16 protein-coding genes and 1 tRNA gene are annotated in these 23698 nt (G+C 71.5%); 9 read left to right on the forward strand and 8 right to left on the reverse strand.

What is annotated here, in order from left to right; genetic code table 11:
• Positions 1-28: 28 nt before the first annotated feature.
• Positions 29-1549, reverse strand: coding sequence for an aminopeptidase P family protein (locus OVA02_RS06160; protein ID WP_267659426.1), 1521 nt, complete (start codon positions 1547-1549; stop codon positions 29-31).
• 46 nt (positions 1550-1595) lie between these two features.
• On the reverse strand, positions 1596-2627 hold the full coding sequence (locus tag OVA02_RS06165) for an endonuclease/exonuclease/phosphatase family protein (RefSeq protein WP_123571550.1): 1032 nt from the start codon (positions 2625-2627) through the stop codon (positions 1596-1598).
• 83 nt (positions 2628-2710) lie between these two features.
• Between OVA02_RS06165 and OVA02_RS06170 the strand changes: the two genes are divergently transcribed.
• Positions 2711-3565 (forward strand): PHP domain-containing protein, encoded by an 855-nt coding sequence (locus tag OVA02_RS06170; RefSeq protein WP_056048649.1) that lies wholly within the window; start codon positions 2711-2713, stop codon positions 3563-3565.
• Between the two features lie 155 nt (positions 3566-3720).
• Here OVA02_RS06170 and OVA02_RS06175 read toward each other — a convergent pair whose 3' ends face one another.
• A complete protein-coding gene (locus tag OVA02_RS06175; protein WP_123571548.1) occupies positions 3721-5172 on the reverse strand; it encodes a DEAD/DEAH box helicase in 1452 nt (483 codons plus the stop codon).
• A gap of 84 nt (positions 5173-5256) precedes the next feature.
• Between OVA02_RS06175 and OVA02_RS06180 the strand changes: the two genes are divergently transcribed.
• Complete coding sequence (locus tag OVA02_RS06180) at positions 5257-5976, forward strand: ferritin-like fold-containing protein (RefSeq protein ID WP_082460613.1); 720 nt, start codon at positions 5257-5259, stop codon at positions 5974-5976.
• 106 nt (positions 5977-6082) lie between these two features.
• Here the strand turns inward: OVA02_RS06180 and OVA02_RS06185 are convergent, their stop codons facing one another.
• Both OVA02_RS06185 and OVA02_RS06190 read right to left on the reverse strand, forming a co-directional pair.
• Positions 6083-6379 carry a hypothetical protein gene (locus OVA02_RS06185; RefSeq protein ID WP_056048642.1) on the reverse strand — a complete coding sequence of 99 codons (297 nt, stop codon included), beginning with the start codon at positions 6377-6379 and terminating at the stop codon, positions 6083-6085.
• A 2-nt stretch (positions 6380-6381) separates the two neighbouring features.
• Positions 6382-6606: a DUF3107 domain-containing protein gene (locus tag OVA02_RS06190; RefSeq protein WP_043595511.1), complete on the reverse strand. Its 225-nt coding sequence runs from the start codon at positions 6604-6606 to the stop codon at positions 6382-6384.
• Positions 6607-6737: 131 nt separating this feature from the next.
• On the opposite strand from OVA02_RS06190, the gene OVA02_RS06195 reads away from it, so the two are divergent.
• Complete coding sequence (locus tag OVA02_RS06195; RefSeq protein ID WP_056048639.1) at positions 6738-9935, forward strand: UrvD/REP family ATP-dependent DNA helicase; 3198 nt, start codon at positions 6738-6740, stop codon at positions 9933-9935.
• Positions 9936-9988: 53 nt separating this feature from the next.
• Positions 9989-13285, forward strand: a complete 3297-nt coding sequence (locus tag OVA02_RS06200; protein ID WP_420709652.1) for a UvrD-helicase domain-containing protein — start codon at positions 9989-9991, stop codon at positions 13283-13285.
• Here OVA02_RS06200 and OVA02_RS06205 read toward each other — a convergent pair.
• Positions 13276-14277, reverse strand: coding sequence for a phosphotransferase (locus OVA02_RS06205; protein WP_056048636.1), 1002 nt, complete (start codon positions 14275-14277; stop codon positions 13276-13278). The genes OVA02_RS06200 and OVA02_RS06205 overlap by 10 nt on opposite strands.
• Before the next feature lie 74 nt (positions 14278-14351).
• Here OVA02_RS06205 and nudC point away from each other — a divergent pair, with 74 nt between their 5' ends.
• Positions 14352-15284 (forward strand): NAD(+) diphosphatase, encoded by a 933-nt coding sequence (nudC, locus tag OVA02_RS06210; protein ID WP_123571544.1) that lies wholly within the window; start codon positions 14352-14354, stop codon positions 15282-15284.
• On the forward strand, positions 15281-16993 hold the full coding sequence (locus OVA02_RS06215; RefSeq protein WP_267659427.1) for an ATP-dependent helicase: 1713 nt from the start codon (positions 15281-15283) through the stop codon (positions 16991-16993). The genes nudC and OVA02_RS06215 overlap by 4 nt, the downstream gene beginning before the upstream one ends.
• Positions 16994-17293: 300 nt before the next feature.
• On the opposite strand, the gene OVA02_RS06220 is transcribed toward OVA02_RS06215, so the two are convergent.
• On the reverse strand, positions 17294-17728 hold the full coding sequence (locus OVA02_RS06220) for a hypothetical protein (protein WP_267659428.1): 435 nt from the start codon (positions 17726-17728) through the stop codon (positions 17294-17296).
• A 75-nt stretch (positions 17729-17803) separates the two neighbouring features.
• A complete protein-coding gene (locus OVA02_RS06225; protein WP_267659429.1) occupies positions 17804-19198 on the reverse strand; it encodes a zinc-dependent metalloprotease in 1395 nt (464 codons plus the stop codon).
• 122 nt (positions 19199-19320) lie between these two features.
• Between OVA02_RS06225 and OVA02_RS06230 the strand changes: the two genes are divergently transcribed.
• The 3 genes from OVA02_RS06230 (at position 19321) to OVA02_RS06240 (ending at position 23688) form a co-directional block, all read left to right on the forward strand.
• Positions 19321-20433 carry a PDZ domain-containing protein gene (locus OVA02_RS06230; RefSeq protein WP_267659430.1) on the forward strand — a complete coding sequence of 371 codons (1113 nt, stop codon included), beginning with the start codon at positions 19321-19323 and terminating at the stop codon, positions 20431-20433.
• 154 nt (positions 20434-20587) lie between these two features.
• Positions 20588-23479 (forward strand): UPF0182 family protein, encoded by a 2892-nt coding sequence (locus OVA02_RS06235; RefSeq protein WP_056049181.1) that lies wholly within the window; start codon positions 20588-20590, stop codon positions 23477-23479.
• 135 nt (positions 23480-23614) lie between these two features.
• A tRNA-Met gene (locus OVA02_RS06240) sits at positions 23615-23688 on the forward strand.
• The last annotated feature ends 10 nt before the right edge of the window (positions 23689-23698 follow it).

Consider the following 23698-nt stretch of genomic DNA (forward strand, 5'->3'; position numbering starts at 1 on the left):
CGCACCCGGGGCCCTTCGGTGTCGGACCTCAGTCGCGGGAGATCCACGCCTCGACGTCGGCGACCGTGCGGGGGATGCCCACCGAGAGGTTCTCGGCCCCGTCGGCGGTCACGAGGATGTCGTCCTCGATGCGCACGCCGATGCCGCGGAACTCCTCGGGCACGGTGAGGTCGTCGGGCTGGAAGTACAGGCCGGGTTCGATCGTGAACACCATGCCGGGCTCGAGCACGCCGTCGAGGTAGAGGTCGCGACGGGCGGCGGCGCAGTCGTGCACGTCGATGCCGAGGTGGTGGCTCGTGCCGTGCACCATGTAGCGGCGGTGGTACTGGTGGTCGGGCTGCAGCGACTCCTCGGCGGACACCGGCAGGAAGCCCCATTCGGCGGTGCGTTCGGCGATGACCTTCATGGCCGTCGCGTGGATCTCGCGGAACGCGATGCCCGGACGCACGATCGCGAACGCCGCGTCGGCCGCCTCGAGAACGGCTTCGTACACGAGACGTTGCACGTCGGTGAACCGGCCCGAGACGGGCAGCGTGCGGGTGATGTCGGCCGTGTAGAGGCTGTCGAGTTCGATGCCCGCATCGATGAGGATGAGGTCGCCGTCGCGGACGACGCCGTCGTTGCGGGTCCAGTGCAGGACGCAGGCGTGGTCGCCCGACGCGGCGATCGTGTCGTAGCCGACCGTGTTGCCGTCGGCGCGGGCCCGACGGTTGAAGGTGCCCTCGACGAGCCGCTCGCCGCGCGGGTGCGCGACGATGTCGTCGAAGTCGGCGATCACGTCGGTGAACCCCTTGCCCGTCACCGTCACGGCCTGACGCATCTGCGCGACCTCGTACGCGTCCTTGACGAGACGCAGCTCGCTCAGGTCACGGGCCAGGTCGGCGGAGGTCGCCCGCTCGCGGGGGCGGTCGTCGTCGGAGATCACGACGGCCGTAGTCCCCGCCGAGACGGGGGACTGCTCGGCGGCGGCCTCGACGACGGCGTCGAGACGGCGGGTCAGGTCGGGGTCGGCTTCGCGGACGACGAGGGTGCCGGCGTCGATGGTGCCGACCACGGCCTCGAAGTCGGCCAGGTCACGCGTGGCGAGACCCAGGTCGGCGGCGACCTGCGTCAACGACGGGCGCGGGCCGATCCAGAACTCGCCGATCTCGGGGTTGGCGTAGAACTCGTCCGAGTCACGCCCGGCGCTCGCCCTCAGGTACAGGGTGGCGTCGTGGCCCTCGGCCGTGGGCTCGAGCACGAGCACCGAACCGGGCACGGTGTCGGAACCCCAGCCCGTCAGGTGCGAGAACGCCGAGTGCGCACGGAAGGGGTAGTCGCAGTCGTTGGACCGGACCTTGGCGGAGCCGGCCGGCACGACCAGGCGGGTGCCCGGGTGCAGCGCGGACAGCCGCGCGCGACGGTCGGCGGCGAACGGCGCCTGCTCACGCGGCTCGGGGAGGACGTCGGGGCGGTCGGCCCACTGCGACGAGATGTAGTCCTTGAACGTGTCCGACCCGGGGGTGGTGGAGCGGTTGGTGGTCGCGCGCGGCGCCTTCTGATCTGCCATGCCCACCATTGTCCCGCCAATCGGGCCGGACGCCCAGTCGGTGGGCTCAGGCTCCCGTGCGACTGAGCTGGGCGACGACCGCCCGGTGGTCGCTGCCGGCGTCGTCGAGCTCGGTCACGACCCGGAAGCCGGTCGGCAGCCACTGCTCGGTGGCCATGACGTGGTCGATCGGCGCACCGAGGAGGGGAGGGACGTCGGTCGGCCAGGTCCCGACGCCGGCGTTCGCGGTCGCCTCGGCGGCATCGCGGCAGGCGCCGAGCGCTCCACCGTCGCTGCCGAGCCCGGCCATGTGGTCGAGGGTGGCGTTGAAGTCACCCGCCATGATCACGTCCCCCGACCGGCAGACGTCGGCGAGGTACCCCAGGCCGGCACGCCACTGCCCCATGTGCTCGGGCGTCGGCGACACGGGATGGGCGGCGACGATCGTGGGGCCCTCGCCCGACACGGGTGTCGCGACGACCGTCGGGAGGACGGGCGTCGTCCGTGCGTCGGTGGTGCCGTCGTCACCGATCGCGACCTGGTAGTCGCCCAGCGCGGCACTGATCAGGAGGGTCGTCGAGCGGCCGCTCGCGATCTGGTCGTAGGCCACCGTGTGCACCCACATGGGCTTGCCGGCGGCGGCCATGGCCTCGGCGACGGCGACGCCGACCTCCTGGCGGGTCTCGGGCAGGGCGATCACGTCGGCACCGACCTCGGTCGCGAGGGCGACGACGGCGTCGGCCCCGGTCGCCGCGCCGAGGGTGTTCCACGACAGGACGGTGACGTCGGTGGGCGTCTTCTCGACGAAGTCGGTGCGGCCCAGGCCGCGAGCCGTCACGACGCCCGCCGAGAGGACGCCGAACACGAGCAGCAGCACGGCCGCGCTCGCCGTGAGCGACCGGATCGGCCTCGCGACCAGGCCCAGCACGAGCAGCAGCACCATCAGGACGATCGCGACGGCCCCGGCGACGAGGCGGAACGACACCACCTGACCGACCGGGAAGACGCGCTGCAGCCCGACGGTCTGGGGCCAGAGGGCGGCCAGGAGCACGGCGGCGACGGCGAGGACGAAGACGAGGGCGACGAGACGACGGATCATGGCCCCTGGAGCCTAGGGGAACCCCCGACCGCACGTCGGGCGCCGCACGGACGGCTCGGATGCGCGCCGCCTACGATGGGGGGATGCCCACGCGCCTGGTCGACCTGCACACTCACTCGAGCGTGTCGGACGGCACCGAGGCGCCCGCCGCGCTGGTCGCGTCGGCCGTGCGCGCGGGGCTCGACACCGTCGCCCTGACCGACCACGACAGCACGGCCGGGTGGTCCGAGGCCACGGCCGCCGTCGCCGGTACCGGTCTCACCCTCCTCCCCGGCATGGAGCTCAGCACCCGGCTCGGACTGAACAGCGTCCACATGCTCGGCTACCTCTTCGACCCCGCCCACCCGGGCCTCGTCGCCGAGACGGCCCGCCTGCGCGACAGCCGTCTGCACCGGGCCGAGCGCATCGTCGAACGCATCGCCGCCGACTACGACCTCACCTGGGGCGACGTCCTCGCCCAGGCCAGCTCGGGGGCGACCCTGGGACGGCCGCACATCGCCGACGCCCTCGTCGCCAAGGGCTACGCGCCCGACCGCAGCGCCGCCTTCGCGGGCATCCTGCACTGGCGGTCCGGGTACTACGAGCCGCACGAGGCACCCAGCCCCCTGATCGGCGTCCGCCTGATCCGGGAGGCCGGGGGCGTCCCCGTCATCGCCCACCCGGCGACGCGGGGTCGCGAGCCGAACGTCTCCAGCGAGGGTTTCGAGGCCCTCGTCGACGCCGGCCTGCTCGGCGTCGAGATCGACCACCGCGAGAACACCTCGGCCGGTAAGGTGCGGTTGCTCGAGCTCGCCCGACGGTACGACCTCATCGTGACCGGGTCGAGCGACTACCACGGCGACGGCAAGCCCAACCGGTTGGGTGAGAACACCACGGCTCCCGGACAACTCGACCGGATCGTCGACGCGGCGACCGGGTGGGTGCCCGTCCGGGGTTGAACCGGCCCGCGCCTCCTCGTCCGGACGGCTCCCTGCCGGGCGATGACGTGCCGGACGGCGGCGTTCCGGACGGTGACGTGCCGGACGGCGACGTGCCGGACGCACGAGACCCCCTCGCCGCGGACGGTCGAGGGGGTCTCGTGCTAAATCGGTCGTCAGCCCTGCGGCTGTGACGACGAGTCGCCGGCGGGACGACGGCGACGGTTGCGGCTGCGCTTGCGCGGGGCCTCACCCGTGCCCTCGCCGGCCGGAGCCGCCGCGTCGGGCGCCTGTGCGGCGCCGCGGCCCGTGGTCGAGGGCTCACCAGAGGCCCGCACGGGAGCGTCGCCACGACCGCGACCGCGACCCCTGTCACGATCGCCCTGGGGGCCGCCGGTGCGCTCGCGCGAGCCGACCGAACCCGCCTTGACAGCCGACAAGGAGCTCGCGCGCAGGCGTCCCTTCGTCCCGGCGGGGATGTCGAGGTCGGCGAAGAGGTGCGGGCTCGACGAGTAGGTCTCGACCGGCTCGGGCTGGCCCATGTCGAGGGCCCGGTTGATCAGGGCCCACTTGTGCAGGTCGTCCCAGTCGACGAACGTCACGGCGATGCCGGTCTTGCCGGCGCGGCCGGTACGGCCGGCGCGGTGCAGGTAGGTGTCGTGGTCGTCGGGCACGGTGTGGTTGATCACGTGCGTGACGTCGTTCACGTCGATGCCTCGGGCCGCGACGTCGGTCGCGATCAGGATGTCTTTCTTGCCCGCCTTGAACGCGGCCATCGCGCGCTCGCGCTGCTCCTGGTTGAGGTCACCGTGGACGGCCGCCGCGTTGAAGCCGCGGTCGTTCAGCTCTTCGACGAGCTTGGCGGCCGCGCGCTTGGTCCGGGTGAAGACGACGGTCTTGCCACGCCCCTCGGCCTGGAGGATGCGCGCGATCACCTCGTCCTTGTCGAGCGAGTGGGCCCGGTAGACGACGTGCTTGATGTTCGCCTGCGTGAGGCCCTCGTCGGGGTCGGTCGCGCGGATGTGGATCGGCTTCGACATGAACCGGCGTGCCAAGGCCACGATCGGGCCGGGCATGGTCGCCGAGAACAGCATGGTGTGACGGGTGGCCGGCACCTGCTGGAAGATCTTCTCGATGTCGCTGAGGAAGCCCAGGTCGAGCATCTTGTCGGCCTCGTCCAGCACGACCTCTTGCACCTCTTTGAGGTTCAGGAGGCGCTGGCCGGCCAGGTCGAGGAGGCGCCCGGGGGTGCCCACGACGATCTGCGCGCCGGCCTTGAGTTGCTCGACCTGGCCCTCGTAGGCCTTGCCGCCGTAGATGCTGACGATCTTGGTCGCCCGGTTCGAGGTGGCGAGCTCGAGGTCGTCGGCCACCTGGACGCAGAGTTCGCGGGTCGGGACGACGACGAGCACCTTGACGCCGGGGGCCGGGTCGAGGCCGATGCGCTGGATGATCGGGAGGCCGAAGCCGAAGGTCTTGCCGGTGCCCGTCTTGGCCTGGCCGATGATGTCCTGCCCGGCGAGGGCGAGGGGGATGGTCTGCGTCTGGATGGGGAAAGGTTCGAGGATCCCCTTCGACGCCAGAGCGTCGACCATGTCGGGGTCGATCGCGAGGTCAGTGAATGTCAAAGTGTTGCCCTGTCTCATATAGGGGGATGCGTCGAGTTTAGCCCGTCGCGACGGGCGGCCCCTCGGACCCCGTAAGATGTGGGCGTGGTGTCCTGGCCCGGTCGAGGTGCGAAACGCGGCGTCCCGTCCCTGCAGTGGCCGCGGCCCGCGGCGAAGCCGACCCCCGCGGCCCGGGTCGAGCTCGACCAGTTCACCCCCGACCTGTTGGTCTTCCTGGGGCACGCGGCCTACCTCGAACTCGCGCTCTTCGAGACGCTGGGCCGCTCGTCGGCCTTCGCCCCCGACGTCCGTGCGAAAGAGACCACCGGCCGCATCGCCGAGACGACCTTGGCCCGACACCGCGGCCTGGTGGCCGAGATCGAACGGTCCGGCCACGACGCCACCGAGTCGATGGAGCCCCACATCGCCGCCATCGACGAGTTCCGGGCCCGGACCGGAGGCACGGACTGGTACGAGGCGATCGTCGCGGACTACGTCGCGGCCGGCCTGCTCAACGACGTCTTCGTGCGGTTGGCGGCCGGACTGCCGGCGGACCACCACAAGCGGATCGTGGCGGTGCTCGAGGCCCACGACGACGCACCGCTCGTGGTGCGAGAACTCTCCGCGGCCATCGAGGCCGACCCGCGGCTCGCGTCACGGCTGGCCCTCTGGGGGCGCAGGTTGGTGGGAGACACCCTGTTGGTCGCTCGCGCCGCGGTGTCCGCGTCGCACGTGTCCGCCGACGACGAGCGTCTCGAACCCGTCTTCACAGAACTCATCGCCGCCCACACGCGCCGCATGGACGCCCTCGGACTCACCGCCTGAGCGCTGACCGCTGGTAGTCCTCCGGCTGGCGGGACTGTTCTCGGCGACCTGGCGTGGCCGCCCTGGGCGACCGGCCGTGCATCGAGGGCATGGCGGAGGCGCGGCGTCAGGAGGCGGAGCGCACCAGGCGGGCGAAGTGCTCGCTGTCGTGAGCCCGGCGGCGAGCCGCCGCGACACGGCAGACCACGAATGCGACGACGGCGGGAAGGACGAGTGCTGCCACCCAGATCCATCCGCCGTCGGCGGGCCATCCGGCCCAGGTCAGGACCTCCCACACGATCGCCGCCACGACGGCGCCGGACGCGGGCGCGAGCAGGACGCCGCGGGTGTCGCCGTCGGGCAGCGCGTAGTGGAGGACGAACCCGAGGATGGCGCCACCCAGGACGACGAAGAGGAGTTCCACGACTAGCTGACGAACCCGACCTTGCGGCTCTCTTCGCTGCCGACCTCGACGTAGGCGAGCGATGCGGTGGGGACCAGGTAGGTCTTGCCCTTGGAGTCGGCGAGGGTGACGTACGACTTGCCGCCGTCGAGCGCGTCGCCGACGACCTTCTCGACCTCGTCGGCGGTCTGGGCCGTCTCGAAGCTGATCTCACGGGGGCTGTTGGTGATGCCGATGCGAATGTCCACGAGGTCACGATATCCGACCTCGCCGTCCCGACTCTGCACGTTCTCTGTCGGCGCACACGGGGTGGCCCGTCGGGCCGTCGAGGGTCCACGCGACCGACCTCGATGTCGGTGCCAGCCGGTAGCGTCGGGACATGGCCTCGACCGTCTCACCGCCCCTCTCGAGTCCGGCCCGAGCCTCGGTGTCGCCGGTGCTCGACGACTCGCAGCGGGCCGTGCTCGACCTGGCCGACGGGCGATCGGCCGCGGTCCTGGGTGCCCCGGGCTCGGGCAAGACCCGGACGCTCGTCGAGTTCGTGGTGGACCGCGTCGAAGGGCGCGGTTGGGGTCCGGCCGCCGTCATGGTGCTCGCACCGACGCGCTCGACGGCGACGACGCTCCGTGACGTCATCGCGTCGAGGCTCACCGTGCCGACTCCGGGGCCCCTGGCCCGCACCGTCTCGTCCCTGGCGTTCGACGTGGTCGGCCATGCGGCGCGGCTCGTCGGCCTGCCCGCGCCGACCCTGCTGACGGGCGGTGACCAGGACAGCATCGTCCGTTTCCTCCTCGAGGGGCACGAGGTCGACGGCACGGGTCCGTCCTGGCCCGAGGGGCTCGGCCCGACCGTTCGTCGACTCCGCGGCTTCCGCACCGAACTGCGCGAAGTCCTCATGCGGTCGACCGAGCATCGCATCGGGTCCGAGGGGCTCCGACGAGCCGCCGAACGGGCCGACCGGCCCGAATGGGCGGCGGTGGCCGACTTCCGCGACGAGTACCTGAGCGTCCTCGACGCGGCGCGGGGGCAGCACCTCGACTCGGCGGACCTGGTCGACTACGCCGTCGCCGCCCTCGACCGCGGCGAGACCTCCCCGGTCGTCGAGGGGCTGCGGGTCGTCCTCGTCGACGACGCGCAAGAAGCGACCGAGTCGACCCTGGCGCTGCTCCGCGCCCTGACGCGGCGGGGTGTCGCCGTGGTCGCGTTCGGCGACCCCGACCTGTCCACCAGCGCGTTCCGCGGGGGCACGCCCGACGTGCTCGGTCGTCTCGGCCCTCGGCTCGGCCTGTCCGACGTCGAGACCCTGTACCTCTCCACGGCCCACCGGCACCAGCCTCCGTTGCGCGATCTCGTGCAGCGGGTCACCTCGCGCATCGGGACGGCCGGCGCCGGTCGCCAGCACGCCGCGGTGGCGGCTCCGGCGATCGAGCCCTCCGAGGCCGGGGGAGCGGCGGACCCGGTGGCGGTCCCGATCGTGACCGTCCGGGCCGACAGCCCGAGCCACGAAGTGGCGTCGGTGGCCCGCCTGCTGCGCGAGCACCACCTGGTCCGCAGGGTGCCGTGGTCGCGCATGATGGTCGTCGTCCGCAGCGGTGGGCAGGTGGCCGGAGTCGCCCGGGGGCTGCAGCTCGCCGAGGTCCCGACCCGCACCTCCGTCGCCGGACGCGCCGTGCGCGACGAACACGCGGCCCGCCACCTGTTGCTCGCCGCCGCCGTCGCCGTCGGTCGCGACGAGCTCACCGTCGAGCTCGCGACCGAGCTGCTGCTGGGGCCGCTCGCCGGCTTCGACGCGTTGTCGCTCCGACGCCTGAGGCTCGCCCTGCGAGCCGACGAGCTCGGCACGGGCGGCGTCCGCTCGGCCGACGACCTGCTCGTCGAGGCGCTCGAGGGGGCCGGTCGCTTCGTCACGATCGACTCGAGGTTCGCGGCCCGAGCCGGGCGTTTCTCCACCAGTCTCGACGCGGCCCGTCGTGCAGCCGCGACCGGCGCCAGCATCGAAGAGGTGCTCTGGGGCCTCTGGGAGCGCAGCGGACTCGCGGCCGAGTGGTCGGCCCAGAGCGACGGTCGCGGCATCGTGGCCGCCGAGGCGGACCGTCACCTCGACGGTGTCGTCGCCCTGTTCACGGCCGCCAAGCGCTTCGTCGAACGCACCCCCGAGGCACCCGCCGGTGCCTTCCTCGACTCGCTTCTCGGGGCCGAGGTGCCCGAGGACACCCTCTCGCCGCAGGCGACGGCCGAGACCGTGTTGGTGTGCTCGCCGTCGAACGCCGTGGGCATCGAGGTCGACGTGGTCGTCGCCGCTCGGCTGCAGGACGGCGTGTGGCCGAACCTCCGGGTCCGGGGCGGGCTGCTCGCCCCCGACGAGCTGGTCGACCTCGCCGAGCGCGGCCTGCTCCGCGGCGGTCCGATGGACGACCACGACCACGACGACGAGCCGGCAGCCCCCTCCGACGCGCGGGCCACGGTGCTCTCCGACGAGCTGCGCATGTTCGCCCTCACCGTGTCGCGGGCCACCCGACAGGTCGTGCTCTCCTGCACCTCGAACGACGACGAGGGGCCCTCGCCGTTCTTCCGGCTGCTGCCCGACGGCTGCCCCGAGGCACCCGCCGGGCACCCCCTGTCGCTTCGAGGACTCGTGGGGCACCTCCGTCACGTGCTCGTCTCGGCGCCTCACGGACCACGGGCCGACGACGCGGTCGAGGCGTTGGCCCGACTCGCCGGCGAAGGCGTGGCGGGGGCGTCGCCGGACGACTGGTACGGGTTGCTCGACCCCAGCACCGTCGAGCCGCTCATCGACCTGGAGGCTCCCGAGGCCCACGTGCCGGTCTCGCCGTCGCAACTCGGGTCGTTCGAGGAGTGCCCCCTGCACTGGTTCGTCGACCGGTTCGGCGGGTCCCCTCCCAACGCGGCGATGGGTCTCGGCACGGTGCTGCACGACGTGATGGAGCACGCCGAGGGCACCGACGTCGACTCGCTCTGGCAGTCGGTCGAGGGGCGCTGGCCCGAGCTCGAGTTCGAGTCGGCCTGGATCGCTGAGGCCGAGAAACGCCGGGCGCGCGACATGACCGAGAGCCTCTCCTCCTACCTGCGGGACTTCGAGGCGTCGGGCGGGAGCCTGCTCGGCGCCGAGTCCACCTTCAGCCTCGACATCGGGCCGGCACGTCTGCGCGGGTCCATCGACAGGGTGGAGCGCACCCGCGAGGGCGCCGCCGTGATCGTCGACCTCAAGACGGGCCGGTCGGCCCCGACGTCGCCCCAGGCCGTCGCCGAACACCCCCAGCTGGGCAGCTACCAGGTCGCCCTCGCCGACGGTGCCGTCGAGGCCGTGCCCGAGGGCACACCTCCCGGCGGGGCGAAGCTCGTGATCGTGTCGTCGGGCGTCCGGGGCAAGCTCTACCGGGAGCCCGCCCAGGGGGCGTTCGACGACGACCGACTCGCGGCCTTCCGTGCCCGGGTCGTCGACGCGGCCGAGCACATGGCGGGCCGGGTGTTCGTGGCCCGCCTCGACGACCACTGCGAAGGGCGGCACGGCGGATCGTGCCGCATCCACGTGGTGGGCGAGGTGAGCGGCTCGTGACGGCCGGAGGCCGCGCCGCCGACGGGGGTGGCGCCGCGGGCACGCGTGACGGGGTGGACGGTCGTGGCGTCGACGGCACGACGCGCGCCTCCTCGTCCCGGCTCGGAGCAGCCGAGATCTCCGAGGCGCTCGGGCTTCCCACGCCGACCCCCGAGCAGCAAGCCGTCATCGAGGCCCCTCTCGAACCCGCCCTGGTCGTCGCGGGCGCCGGCAGCGGCAAGACCGAGACCATGGCCAACCGCGTGGTGTGGCTGCTGGCCAACCGTCTCGTCGGCGTCTCGCAGGTGCTCGGCCTGACGTTCACCCGCAAGGCCGCCGGCGAACTCGGTGAGCGGATCGAGCGGCGCATCGGCCAGCTCGCCGCCGTCGGACTGCTCGGCGACGAGGCCGATCCCTTCGACGTGCCCACCGTCTCGACCTACAACGCGTTCGCCAACGCGATCTTCCGCGACAACGCCCTGCGGGTCGGTCGAGAGAGCGAGTCGCAGGTGCTCGGCGATGCGTCCGCCTGGCAGCTGGCACGCTCACTCGTCGTGGGCAGCCACGACGAGCGCCTCGCCGGGCTCGGTCGAAGCGTCGACGGCATCACCGAGGCCGTCCTCCGCCTGAGCCACGCCCTCAGCGAGAACGTCACCGGGCCCGAGCCCGTGGCACACCTGGCCGACCGGTTCCTCGACCTCGCGAGTCTTCCGTCGACCAAGGGCAGCGCCTACAAGTCGGTCGTCGACGCCGTCGGCGCGGTGTCGGCGCTCCCGCCGCTGCTCGACCTAGCCGTGGCCTTCGCCGACGAGAAGGCCCGTCGGGGCCTCGTCGAGTACTCCGACCAGGTGGCCCTGGCCCTCGAGGTGTGCGACACGGCGCCGAACGTCGTGGCCGAGTTGCGCGACCGCTACCGCGTCGTGTTGCTCGACGAGTACCAGGACACCAGCGTCGTGCAGACCACCTTGTTGTCCCGCCTCTTCGAGGGCACCGGGGTGATGGCGGTCGGGGACCCCCACCAGTCCATCTACGGGTTCCGGGGTGCCAGCGCCGCGAACCTCGGACGGTTCCCGGTGGACTTCGGAGCCCGGCCCGATGCGGTGTTCAGCCTCTCGACCAGCTGGCGCAACGCGTCACGAGTGCTCGACGCCGCGAACACCGTCGTGGCCGAACTCGCGCGGTCCTCCGGGGCGGTCGTGGGCGAGCTGCGAGCCCGGCCGGGTGCGCCCGAGGGGCGCGTCGAACTGCTCTTCGACCAGACGCTGCCGGGCGAGGCCGACCAGGTCGCGGCCTGGCTGCAGAGCGAGCTGGCCGTGCCCACGATCGTCGACGGCGAGCCCGCCCGCCGAACGGCGGCGTTGCTCTTCCGATCGAAGAAGACCATGCCCGTCTTCGTCGAGGCCCTCGCCGCTCGCGGCGTCAGGTACCACGTGCTCGGCGTCGGTGGTCTCCTGCAGCGGCCCGAGGTCGTCGACCTCGTGTCCTGCCTCCGGGTGCTGCACGACCCGTCGGCCGGTTCCGAGGCGATCCGTCTGATGGCCGGTGCCCGATGGCGGATCGGCGTTCGAGACATCGCCCGGCTGCGCGACGTCGCCTCGTGGCTCTTCTCGCACGACCACGCCCAACAGCGCCTCGACGACGAGGTCGCCGCCGGGTTCCGGGCGTCGGTCGCCGCGGGTGAGCACGGGTCGATCGTCGACGCCCTCGACTTCGTGGCCACGGCGCCCGTCACGCATCGGCAGCTCTCCGAGTTCAGTGACGAGGGGCTCGTCCGCCTGAGGCGGCTGGGCTCGCAGCTCGCCTTCCTCCGCGCCCGCACCGGTCTCGATCTCGTCGACCTGGTCACGCTTGTCGAGCACGAGATGCTGCTCGACGTCGAGGTGGCGGCGGCTACCGGCGCGCCGTCGGGGGGCGCGTGGCTGCAAGCCTTCGAAGACGAACTGGCGGGGTACGTCGCGACCGACGAGAACGCCGGCCTCGGGGGCTTCCTGTCGTGGCTGGCAGCAGCCGAGCGGCGGGACGACATGGGTCCGCGGTCCGAGCAGGCCGAGCGGGGCACCGTCCAGCTCCTGACCATCCACGGCTCCAAGGGGCTCGAGTGGGACGTCGTCGCGGTGCCACGACTCGTCGAGGGCGAGTTGCCCGGCACCTCCCGCGAAGGCGTGGGGTGGCTCGGTTTCGGCGAACTGCCGTACGAGTTCCGCGGCGATGCCGCCGAGCTGCCCGTGCTCGGCTGGCGGGGCGTGGCCGACCAGAAGGAGTTCGACCAAGCGCTGAAGGCGTTCAAGGACGAGTTGATCGTCCGGCACCAGGCCGAGGAGCGGCGTCTGGCCTACGTCGCACTCACCCGGGCCCGTGACGCCCTGCTCGTGAGCGGCTCCTTCTGGACGAGTGCCGTCCGCCCCCGCCCTGCCAGCCGGTTCGTCGTCGAATTGGCCGAGCGTGGGCTCGTACCGACCGGAGACCTCCCCGAACGACCCGACGACGACGAGAACCCCCTGGCCGCCGCGTCCCGAGAGCTCAGCTGGCCGCTCGACCCCTTGGGGCAACGCCGCGCGGTGGTCGAGGACGCCGCTGCACGGGTCACCACGGCCGTCGACCGGCGCTCACGAGACGAGCCCGCCGACACGCAGCAGCCAGGCACCGCGTCGAGATGGTCGTCCGACATCGACCTGCTGCTGCTCGAGCGCGACGCCGCGCGAGCGGGCGCCGGGGCGGTCCCCCTTCCCCAGCGCATCCCGGCCTCGAGGTTCAAGGACTACGTCGACGACCCCGCCGCGGTCGCCGCCGCGCTCCGTCGTCCCCTGCCCGAACGGCCCTACCGGGCGACCCGCCTCGGCACGCTGTTCCACGAGTGGGTCGAAGAGCGCTTCCGGCCGACGGGTCGTGCCGAGACCCTCGACGCCTGGGGTGACGAGAGCGATCTCGACGACGAGCGGGTCGGCTCACCCGGGTCGGGGCCGATCGATCCCGACGACGCGAGGCGGTTCGAGCAGCTGGTGACGACCTTCGAGCGCTCGGCCTGGGCATCTCTCGAACCGACGGACGTCGAGCTCGAGATCCACCTCCCCTTCGGCAGTCGCACCGTCATCTGCAAGATCGATGCCGTCTTCGAACGCGACGGCCGGTTCGAGGTCGTCGACTGGAAGACGGGCAAGGCACCCACCGACGACGCCGACCTCGAGCTCAAGCAGCTCCAGCTGGCGCTCTACCGCGAGGCCTACGCGCGATTCAGGGGTGTCCCGGCGGACACGATCGACGCGGTCTTCTACTTCGTCGCCGACGACGTGGTGCTGCGGCCCCGGCACGTGGCCGACCGCGACGAGCTCGTCGAACTCTGGCAGCGGGTCGAGGCGTCGACTCAGACGTGACGGCGCTCGGTGGCCTCGAGCAGGTCCTCGACGCCGTCCACGTCCAAGGCCGCGGTCGAGCCCGAGCCGATGCCGGCCCGTCGGTCACCGGGCAAGGAGTCGACCAGCTTCGTCATCATCTCGACGGCGTCGTCGACCACCGACGTGTTCTTGGTGCCGGTGCCGTGCAGCAGCCACTTCGCCAGGTCGAGTTCGCGGTAGAGGGTCGCCCGGTGCCGCAGCTGGTGGTCGCTCGTGCCGCGAGCGGTGTTGTAGGCGTCGAACGCCGTGTCGACCGCCGTCGGGCTCGGGGCACCCAGCAACCAGGCGAGGTCACGGGCGGGGTCACCGACCTGGAGGTCGTGCCAGCCGAGCACACCGCTGACCGTGTCGCCGAGGACGAGCACCGAACCGGCGTCGAGGGAGCCGTTGACGACCGTGGGCTGGAACTGCCACAGCACCGAGTCCTGGATCGCGGCTTCCCATCGCTCGAGCAGCGCGGCCGGCAGGAGGCGGGTCGAGGCCGCACGATCGACCAAGGCCGCCGACGAGCGCATGGCCTCGAACGGGGTGTGACTGATCAGCCCGGCGTCGGTCACGAAGCTCGTCGGCAGCGAGTGGATCGCCGCCACGGCACGGCCGAGTGCCGTCGGGAGGTCGCTGGTGGCGGTCAGTCGCGAGATCGACAGGTGCTCGCCGGGGACGACGTCGTAGACGATGCCGCGTGTGCGGCCGATCGGGGCCTGACCCCGGTAGGCCGGCACGTCGAACGAGAGCCGCCCTCGGACGCCTGCGCTCAGGGCACGGAGGGCGACGAGATCGGCCGACTGCTCGGCCTCGGCCCGTTGCGAGCGAGGGACGCGGACGATGCAGTGCTCTCCGCCACGGCCGTCGACGAGTGCGGAGTCGAAGTCGCCGCCCGTCTCGCTGCCGTGGCGTGACGCACGCGTGACGTCCAGGTCCGCGACGGCGGCCGTGGCCAGCGCGGCTAGAGTGAGATGAGATCTGGCCATGCCCTCAGGGTAGGCCGCCGCACGCGATGCCCTGCCGTGCGCCACGCTGTCAACTCGCGATGATTGGTCGTCCGATGTCCTCGCCTCTCACGTCCCGGCTCCCGCTGTCCCGACACCAGGTCGACCGGGACTACCTCACCCGTGAGCGTGACGGAGTCGTCGACGAACTGCTCGCGTCGGAGGTGACCCGTGTGCTCCCGGTCTGGCGGGGGCGGACGTTGATGGCCTCCCCGGATTCCCTCGCGCTCCTGCCGGCTGCCGCGGTGCCGGCCGCCGACGACTACGTCTACCTCGGTGTCTCGAAGGACCCCTCCGCCGTCGAGCCGGTGGGCACACCCGTCCTCGCGGCGCTGCTCGACGACGAGCGCGCGCGGTCGCTCTCGTCCGACGACTCCGCCTGGGGCAGCCCGCGGGTCTCGGGAACGGCGTTGAGTGCCCGGGACGCGGGCCTCGCCGTCGAGGCCGTCGCCGTGGCGAACTGGCACGACTCGCACCGGTTCTCGCCGCGCACCGGCCGCCGCCTGGTCACCGACAAGGCGGGCTGGGTCCGTCGCGACCCGGATGACGGCCACGAGGTCTTCCCCCGGACCGATCCTGCGATCATCGTCGGCGTCACCGACGCGGACGACCGACTCCTGCTCGGCTCGAACGCCCTGTGGGAGCAGAACCGGTACTCGTTGCTCGCCGGCTTCGTCGAGCCCGGCGAGTCCCTCGAGCACGCGGTGCAGCGCGAGATCTTCGAGGAGTCCGGCATCAACGTCGTGTCGCCTCGATACGTCGGCTCGCAACCGTGGCCCTTCCCGGCGAGCCTCATGCTCGGCTTCCGGGCCGAGGTCGACGCCGACGACCCGGGGACGCTCACGCCTGACGGAGCCGAGATCCTCGACCTGCGCTGGTTCAGTCGTGACGACCTGGTCGCCGGCCTGGGCGAGATCGTCCTGCCCGGACGGACGTCCATCGCCCGGGCGATCATCGAGGACTGGTTCGGCGGCGAGATCGACCAGTGACCGAGGCCGCCGACCTGATCGCGGGGCTCGACGAACAGCAGCGCCGTGCGGCGTCGAAACTGCTCGGCCCCGTGTGCCTCCTCGCGGGTGCCGGTACGGGCAAGACCCGTGCCATCACCCATCGCATCGCCTACGGGGTCGCCACCGGCGTGTACGCCCCGAAGCGCGTCATGGCGCTCACATTCACCTCACGCGCGGCCGCCGAACTGCGCGGCCGTCTGCGTCACCTGGGCGCCGGGGGAGTCTCTGCACGGACCTTCCACGCCTCGGCCCTGTCCCAGCTGTCGTACTTCTGGCCGCAGACGATGGGTGGTCAGATGCCGCGCCTCCTCGACAGCAAGGCCAAGGCGCTCGCCCACGCCGCCGAGTCCCTGAGGCTCAAGATCGACACGGCGGCGCTGCGCGACCTCGCGGCCGAGATCGAGTGGCGGAAGGTCTCTCGGCTCACCCTCGAGGACTATGCCGAGGCGTTGCCGAGCAGGTCGTTGCCGCCGGCCATCAGCGTCGAGAAAGCCGTCGACCTGCACCGTGCCTACGAGGCCGTCAAGGACGAACGGCGACAGCTCGACTTCGAGGACGTCCTGCTCGCGACGGTCGGCATGCTCGAGCTCGAGCCGCGGGTGGCCCAACAGGTGCACGAGCAGTACCGCTTCTTCGTCGTCGACGAGTACCAGGACGTCTCGCCCCTCCAGCAGGACCTGCTCGACCTGTGGCTCGGCGGCCGGAACGACCTCTGCGTGGTCGGCGACGCCAGTCAGACCATCTACTCGTTCGCGGGTGCGTCCTCGGACTACCTGCTCGGGTTCGGTTCACGGTACGACGACGCCACGGTCGTCCGTCTCGAGCAGAACTACCGCTCGTCGCGGCAGATCGTCGACACGGCGAACCAACTCATGCGGGGCCGTCCGGGTGCCCTGCACCTCCACCCGGCCGTCGAGACGACGGGCCCGGTGCCGCCCGTGACCGAGTACGCCAGCGATTCGGCCGAGGCCAGGGGCATCGCCGAGACCATCGCCGACGAGATCCGGTCGGGCGTCGCGCCGGAGGAGATCGCGGTGCTGTACCGGGTCAACGTCCAGGCGGCGGCGATCGAGCGTGCACTCGCCGACGTCGGCGTGTCGACCCGCATCCACGGCGCGACGCGCTTCTTCGAGCTCCGTGAGGTGAAAGAGGCCCTGATGATGATGAAGGGCGCGGCGGTGAGCATCGTGGGCGAGCCGCTCTTCAAGACCGTCAGCGACGTCCTCCGGTCGCTCGGCTGGACCCAGGACGCACCCGACCAGAGAGGCGCGATCCGCGACCGCTGGGAGTCCTTGAACACGATCATGGGCCTGGCCGAGGCATCACCCCCCGGGACGACCCTCCGCCAGTTCGTCGACGAGCTCTTCGCCCGCCAGGCCGGTCAGCACGAGCCGACCATGGCCGCGGTCACCCTGGCGACGTTGCACTCCGCGAAGGGCCTCGAATGGCGCAGCGTCTACCTGATCGGCCTCAGCGAGGGCCTCGTCCCGATCAGCTACGCGAAGGACGACGCGGCGATCGACGAGGAGCGCCGCCTCTTGTACGTCGGCGTCACGAGGGCGCGTGAGCGGCTCCGGTTGTCGTGGAGTCGCTCGGGGCAGGGGCGCGGCGGCGAACGGCGGGTGAGCCGGTTCGTGGAAGAGCTGCGCACCCGCACTCCGGGTGCGGCGGCACGTCCGCGCGAGTGACCAGCCCGTCGGCGATCGAGATCGACTCGACCTCGGAGTCCTCGGGGGCGCCGTCCGCGCCGGTCAGACGGGACCACAGCCGGCGGGCGGTTCTCGTGGCGACCTCGTGGACGGACAGCAGCGGAGGCGCGGTGAGGGGACGGGCGCTCAGCTGACCGGCGATCGCGGGCCAGGCACGGTCGGCCTCGCCGGCGTGGAGGTCGAGACATCGGGCGCAGGCCGTCGAACCGGGCACCGTCACGGGGCCGATCCGCGCGTGACGATCGCCCACGCGTACGACGAGGTGCGTCAGGTCGGACCTCACCCACTCTCGGACGACCCCGGGGTCGAGCACGTGCCCGCCGACCAGGACGCCCGTGGCGTGCCGCGGCGGAGCCAGGTCGGCGTCGGCCCGTCGGACGTCGGCACCGCAGGAGCCGAGGAGGCGCGCGACGGCATCGGCGACGGGGCCCGGCCCGCCGACGACGACGGTCGGCGGGACGACCGACCGGGTGTCGCCGCCCAGCGCGGGTCGCAGGCGCTCGACGGAGGCTTCGACCGCGGCGCGATCCAGGCCGAGGTGGGCGACGAGGGTGGGCAGGCCCCCGCGCCGTGCCCCGAGGCGAGGGCCGCGACCACCCGCTCGTCGAGCCTGCTGACCGGACTCAGGACGAGCGTGGGGCGGTCGACGCCGACCTGGAGGGTCGACGGATCGCGCCAGACGACGGGGATGCGGGGATCGAGGACGAGGGGCATCGTCCGATCATGTCGTGGGGCCGGGCGGATGAGGAGTTGTCCACAGGTCCGCCCGGGCCCCGGTGACGGTGTCCGTCAGGACCGGGGGGCGTCCTGGTCGGGCCCGGACTCGCCGGGCTCGGTCGCCGAGCCGTCGTCCCCCTCGCGGGGGCGGTCGTCGGTCGTGTCGTCGAGCAGGTCCTGGATCGCCTGGTCGACGTCGTCGAAGGTGGGCACGTCCGACGTCAGGCGGGCCACGAGGGCCTGCGGGTCGTCGACGTCGGCGCTGGTGGGCACGATGTCCGGGTGCGACCAGAGGTCGTCTCGGCGCTCGGCACCGACGGCGTCGGTCACGGTCTGCCAGAGGACGGCCGCCTCGCGGAGGCGCCGCGGCCGCAGTTCGAGGCCGACCAGGGTGGAGAAGGCCGACTCGGCAGGTCCGCCGGCGGCCCGGCGGCGGCGGACCGTCTCGGCGATCGCCGCGGACTTCGGGAGGCGCGCCGTGGCCTGGGCGGTCACCACGTCGACCCAGCCCTCGATCAGGGCCAGGGTGGTCTCGAGCCGGGCGAGGGCGGCGAGCTGCTCGTCGGTCTTCGGGGGGATGAGGGCCCCGCTCTTCATGGCCTCCTGCAGGTCGCCGGGGTTCGAGGGATCGAAGTCCACCGCGAGTTCTTCGAGCCGGGAGGTGTCGATGCGGATGCCCTGGGCGAACTCGCGGATGGACGAGATGAGGTGCAGGCGCAGCCATCGGGCGTGCCGGAACAGGCGGGCGTGCGCGAGTTCGCGGACCGCCAGGTAGAGCTGTACCTGGTCGGCCTCGATGTCGAGGCCCTCGCCGAAGGCGGCGACGTTCTGGGGGAGCAGCGCCGCCTGCTGCTCGTCGAGGAGCGGGATGCTGACGTCGCCGCCGGACACGACCTCGGTCGAGAGCTGGCCGACGACCTGTCCGAGCTGCATGGCGAAGAGCGTGCCGCCGACGCTGCGCATGACCTGGCTGGCCCCGGCGAGCATCGAGCGCATCTCTTCGGGAGCCTGCTCGCTGAGCACGCCGGTCAGGGAGTCGGCGATCGACGTGGCCACGGGCTCGGCGAGCTGGCTCCACACGGGCATGGTGAGCCGGGCCCACTCGGCGCGGGTCACGAGGCGGGGCGTGGCGGTGAGCTCGGCCACGAACGTGACGTCGTCGAGCCACAGTGCGGCGACGTGAAAGGCCTGCTCGAGGGCGGCGGTCTCGGCCGCGGTCGGCACGACGGCGCTCTGGGCGCCCACGGCGGTCGCCTGTTCGGTGGCGATCGACCAGTCGATGCCGTCACCGCTGCTGTTGACGGCGTTCTGCAGCTGACTCATGAGTCGCGCCACGAAGGCCGGGTCGTCGGGCAGCCCGGCGGCCCCGGCGAGCTGCGACGGATCGATCTCGGAACCGCCGGACAGGAACTGCCGCAGCATGTCACGGAACTCGTCCTCAGGCCCGCGCGGCGAATCATCGGTCATGCTGACTACGCTAGCTGCTGGCCGCACGAAGATCCTGGGATTCGGCCACCGCTCCGGGGGCGTCGCTCCGCTCGTGGCGAACGCGACCCGCGCCTCCCCGGCCGATCCCGAAAGGACCCTCCGTGGCCTTCTTCACGCCCCCGCGCACCGCCCCCTCGTCAGCACGCCGAGCGAGTAGGTTCGGCTGGCCCCTCCTGGGTGTCGCCGTCGTCTCGGCCGTGGTCCTGAGCCTCCTCCCGGGGCCCTACCTGATCGAACAGCCCGGCCCCGTGTTCGACACCCTGGGCAGTGCCGAGTACGAGGGTTCGTCCCAACCCCTGATCACCGTGTCGGGCCACGAGACCTACCCCACCGCGGGCACCCTCGACCTGCTGACCGTGAGCGTGCAGGGCAACCAGGACGTCCGGCCGGGCTGGGTCGACGTCGTCCGCGCGTGGTCGGACCGTAGCCGTTCGGTCATCCCGGTCGAGGCCGTGTACCCGTCGGGGGTGTCGAACGACCAGGTCGACGAACAGAACGCCGTCGACATGCAGAACTCCCAGAAGTCCGCGATCGCCGCGGCGCTGATCCACGAGGGATACGCCGTCCCCAGCGCCGTGACCGTCAGCCAGGTCTCCGAGGGGAGCCCTGCCGAGGGCGTCCTGCGCGAGGGAGACGTCCTGGTCAGCGTCAACGGCACCAGTCTCGCCACCGATGCGGACGTGGACGTCCTCCGCGGCCTGGTGGCGGCGAACGGGGCGTCGACGCCGGCGGAGGTGGTCCTCGAACGCGCGGGGACGAGCATGACCGAGCAGGTCACCCCGCAAGAAGTCGACGGCACGCCGCTCCTCGGCGTCGGGGTCAGCGTGGACTACACGTATCCCTTCGACGTCACGCTCAAGCTCGACCAGGTCGGTGGACCGAGTGCCGGCATGATGTTCGCGCTCGGCATCATCGACAAGACGACACCCGGCGAGCTCACCGGCGGCGCGAAGGTCGCGGGCACGGGCACGATCACGGCCTCGGGCGAGGTGGGTGCCATCGGCGGCATCCGACAGAAGCTCTACGGTGCTCGCGACGCCGGGGCGACCGTCTTCCTGGCGCCGTCCACGAACTGCTCCGAGGTCGTCGGGAACGTGCCCTCCGGGCTGGACGTCTACTCGGTCGCCACGTTGGACGATGCGGTCACGGCGCTCGAGACGGTCGCGGACGGCGGCGACACGTCGTCCCTGGCCACCTGCACGGCCGGTCGATAGCGTTCGTGCAGCCCGCGCAAAGCTGAGAAGGGGACGCTGAGTCGGCCAGGCTCGACACGTAGGATGGCCGTCCACGTCCCCGTCAGCCAGGAGTCCACCCTTGACGTCACCCGCATCGTCGCGAACCGCACGACGCTCGCCCCGATTGCCCGTCCTGGTCACGGTGGCCGTCCTCGCCGCCCTGGTCATCGCCTTCTTCATCTTCTCGTCGCTGCTGACCGACTACCTCTGGTACCAGCAGCTCGGGTTCACGGGAGTGCTCACGACACAGTGGATCTCCCGCCTCGTGATGTTCGCGGTGGGCTTCGTGGCCATGGCGGTGCCGGTGTACGTCAGCATCGAGGTGGCCTTCCGGTTCCGGCCGGTGTACGCCAAGTTGAACTCCCAGCTCGACCGCTACCAGCAGGTCATCGAGCCCCTGCGCCGGGCCGTCGTCATCGGCGTCCCCGCCGTCCTCGGCCTCTTCGCCGGCATCGCCACGTCGACGCAGTGGCAGACCGTCCTCGAGTGGATCAACCGCACCCCCTTCGGTCAGACAGACGCGCAGTTCGGGCTCGACATCGGGTTCTACGTCTTCGAGCTGCCGCTCTACCAGGCCGTGGTCGGCTTCGCCTCGGCCGTCGTGCTCATCGCCGGCATCGCCGCCGTCGCGACCAGCTACCTCTACGGTGCCCTGCGCTTCACCGGTCGCGAGGTGCGCATCTCGAAGGTCGCGCGCATCCAGTTGGCCGTCACGGCCGCCGTCTACCTGCTCCTCCAGGGCGTGAGCCTCTGGCTCGACCAGTACGCGACCCTGTCCGACGGAACGAACAAGCTCCTCACGGGTGCCACGTACACCGACGTCAACGCGGGCATCCCCGGCAAGCAGATCCTGGCCGGGATCGCGGTGGTCGTGGCCGTCCTGTTCATCGTGACCGCGATCGTCGGCCGCTGGCGCCTCCCGGTCATCGGTACGGCCGCGCTCATCATCATCAGCATCATCGTCGGGGGCATCTACCCCTGGATCGTCCAGCGCTTCACGGTCGAGCCCAGCGAGCGGACCGTCGAGTCGCCGTACATCGAGCGAAACATCCAGGCGACGCGTGAGGCGTACGGCGTGGCCGACGTCGAAGAGCAGACCTACGATGCGAAGTCCGACGCCGAGGCCGGTGCCCTGGCCGGTGACGCCGTCACCACCGCGAACATCCGCATCATCGACCCCGCTCTCGTGACCGACGCCTTCGCCCAGCTGCAGCAGTACCGCCAGTACTACAGCTTCCCCGAGCAGCTCGCGGTCGACCGGTACACGATCGACGGCAACGTGCAGGACACCGTCATCGCCGTGCGCGAGCTGAACACCTCGCAGCTCGGCAACTCGGCGACCCCCTACAACACGACCTTCGTCTACACGCACGGCTACGGCGTGGTGGCGGCCTACGGCAACCAGCGGTCGGCGGACGGCCAGCCGGTCTTCCTCGAGTCCGGCATCCCGGTGACGGGTGCCCTCGGCGACGCCGGCGACTACGAACCGCGAATCTACTTCGGCCAGGAGTCGCCCACCTACTCGATCGTGGGTGGCGACGGCGGCAACGACATCGAGCTCGACTACCCGTCGGGCAGCAACGACAACGGCACCAACGAGACGACGACCTTCGAGGGCGACGGTGGGCCCAAGCTCGACAACGTCTTCAAGAAGCTCATCTACGCCATCAAGTTCCAGTCCGAGCAGATCTTCCTGTCCGACGCGGTGAACGACCAGTCGCAGATCCTCTACGACCGTGACCCCACCGAGCGCGTCCAGAAGGTCGCTCCCTACCTCACCATCGACAGCGCGCCGTACCCCTCCGTCGTCGACGGCAAGGTCGTCTGGATCGTCGACGGCTACACCACGACCAACGAGTACCCGTACTCGAAGCCGCAGGCGTTGTCCGACGCGATCGCCGACACGTACAACGACCGCCCGGTGTACGCCTCGAACAACATCAACTACATCCGCAACTCGGTCAAGGCCACGGTCGACGCGTACGACGGTTCGGTCAAGCTCTACGCGTGGGACACCAGCGACCCCATCCTGCAGACCTACGACAAGATCTTCCCCTCCACGCTGTCGCCGCTGAGCGACATGTCGGCCGAACTGCTCCAGCACGTCCGCTATCCGCAGGACATGTTCAAGGTGCAGCGGGCGATCCTCGGCACGTACCACGTGACGGACGCCGACTCGTTCTACTCGAGCGACGACGCGTGGGTCACGCCCAACGAGCCGACGAGCAACGCCCAGAACCCGCCGTTGCAGCCTCCGTACTACCTGACGCTGCAGCTGCCCGATCAAGACCCTGCGTTCTCGATCTACTCGACGTACATCCCGCAACAGTCGGGTGAGAACGCCCGGAACGTGCTGACGGGCTATCTCGCGGCGAATGCCGATGCCGGGTCGACGCCGGGCGAGATCTCGTCGGACTACGGCAAGCTGACGCTGCTGGCCCTGCCGCGCACCGACACGCTGCCCGGTCCCGGACAGGTGCAGAACAACTTCAACACCGACACGGCCGTGGCCAACCAGCTCGCTCTCCTCACCCGGGGTGACACGAGCGTCGTCCGAGGCAACCTGCTGACCCTGCCGGTCGGCGGTGGTCTGCTCTACGTCCAGCCGATCTACGTGAAGTCGAACTCCGAGACGTCGTACCCGGTCCTGCAGCGCATCCTGGTCTCGTTCGGAGACAAGATCGCCTTCGAGGACACCCTCGACGGCGCCCTCGACTCGCTGTTCGGCGGCAACTCGGGTGCGACCGCCGGAGACAACGGCGTGCCGACCACGGGTGACGGGACCGACGGCACGGGCACCGGCACCGGCGACGGAGCGACCGACGGTGGCACGGCGACCCCCGACACCGGCGGCACCGGATCGGGTACCGACAACGCGGCGCTCGACCAGGCCCTGGCCGACGCTCAGCAGGCCCTGACCGACCGTGCCGCGGCCTACGCCGACAACGACCTGGTCGCGGCGGCGGAAGCCGACACGCGCCTCCAGACCGCGCTCGAGGACGCGGTCGCCGCCAGCGGTCAGTAGGCCCGAGCGGTGATCGTCGACCCCCCTTCCGGCATGCCGGGAGGGGGGTTCGTCGTCGATCCAGCGTGGTGGGTGCCTCTTCCGGTGGCTCGATTGGACGGGGGCCGAACGGCGTGCTAGAGTCATTTCTTGTGCCGCGGGGTGGAGCAGTTCGGTAGCTCGCTGGGCTCATAACCCAGAGGTCGTAGGTTCAAATCCTGCCCCCGCAACAAGAACGAT

This window comes from Frigoribacterium sp. SL97, assembly GCF_026625765.1.
In the GTDB taxonomy this organism is placed as follows: Bacteria; Actinomycetota; Actinomycetes; order Actinomycetales; family Microbacteriaceae; genus Frigoribacterium.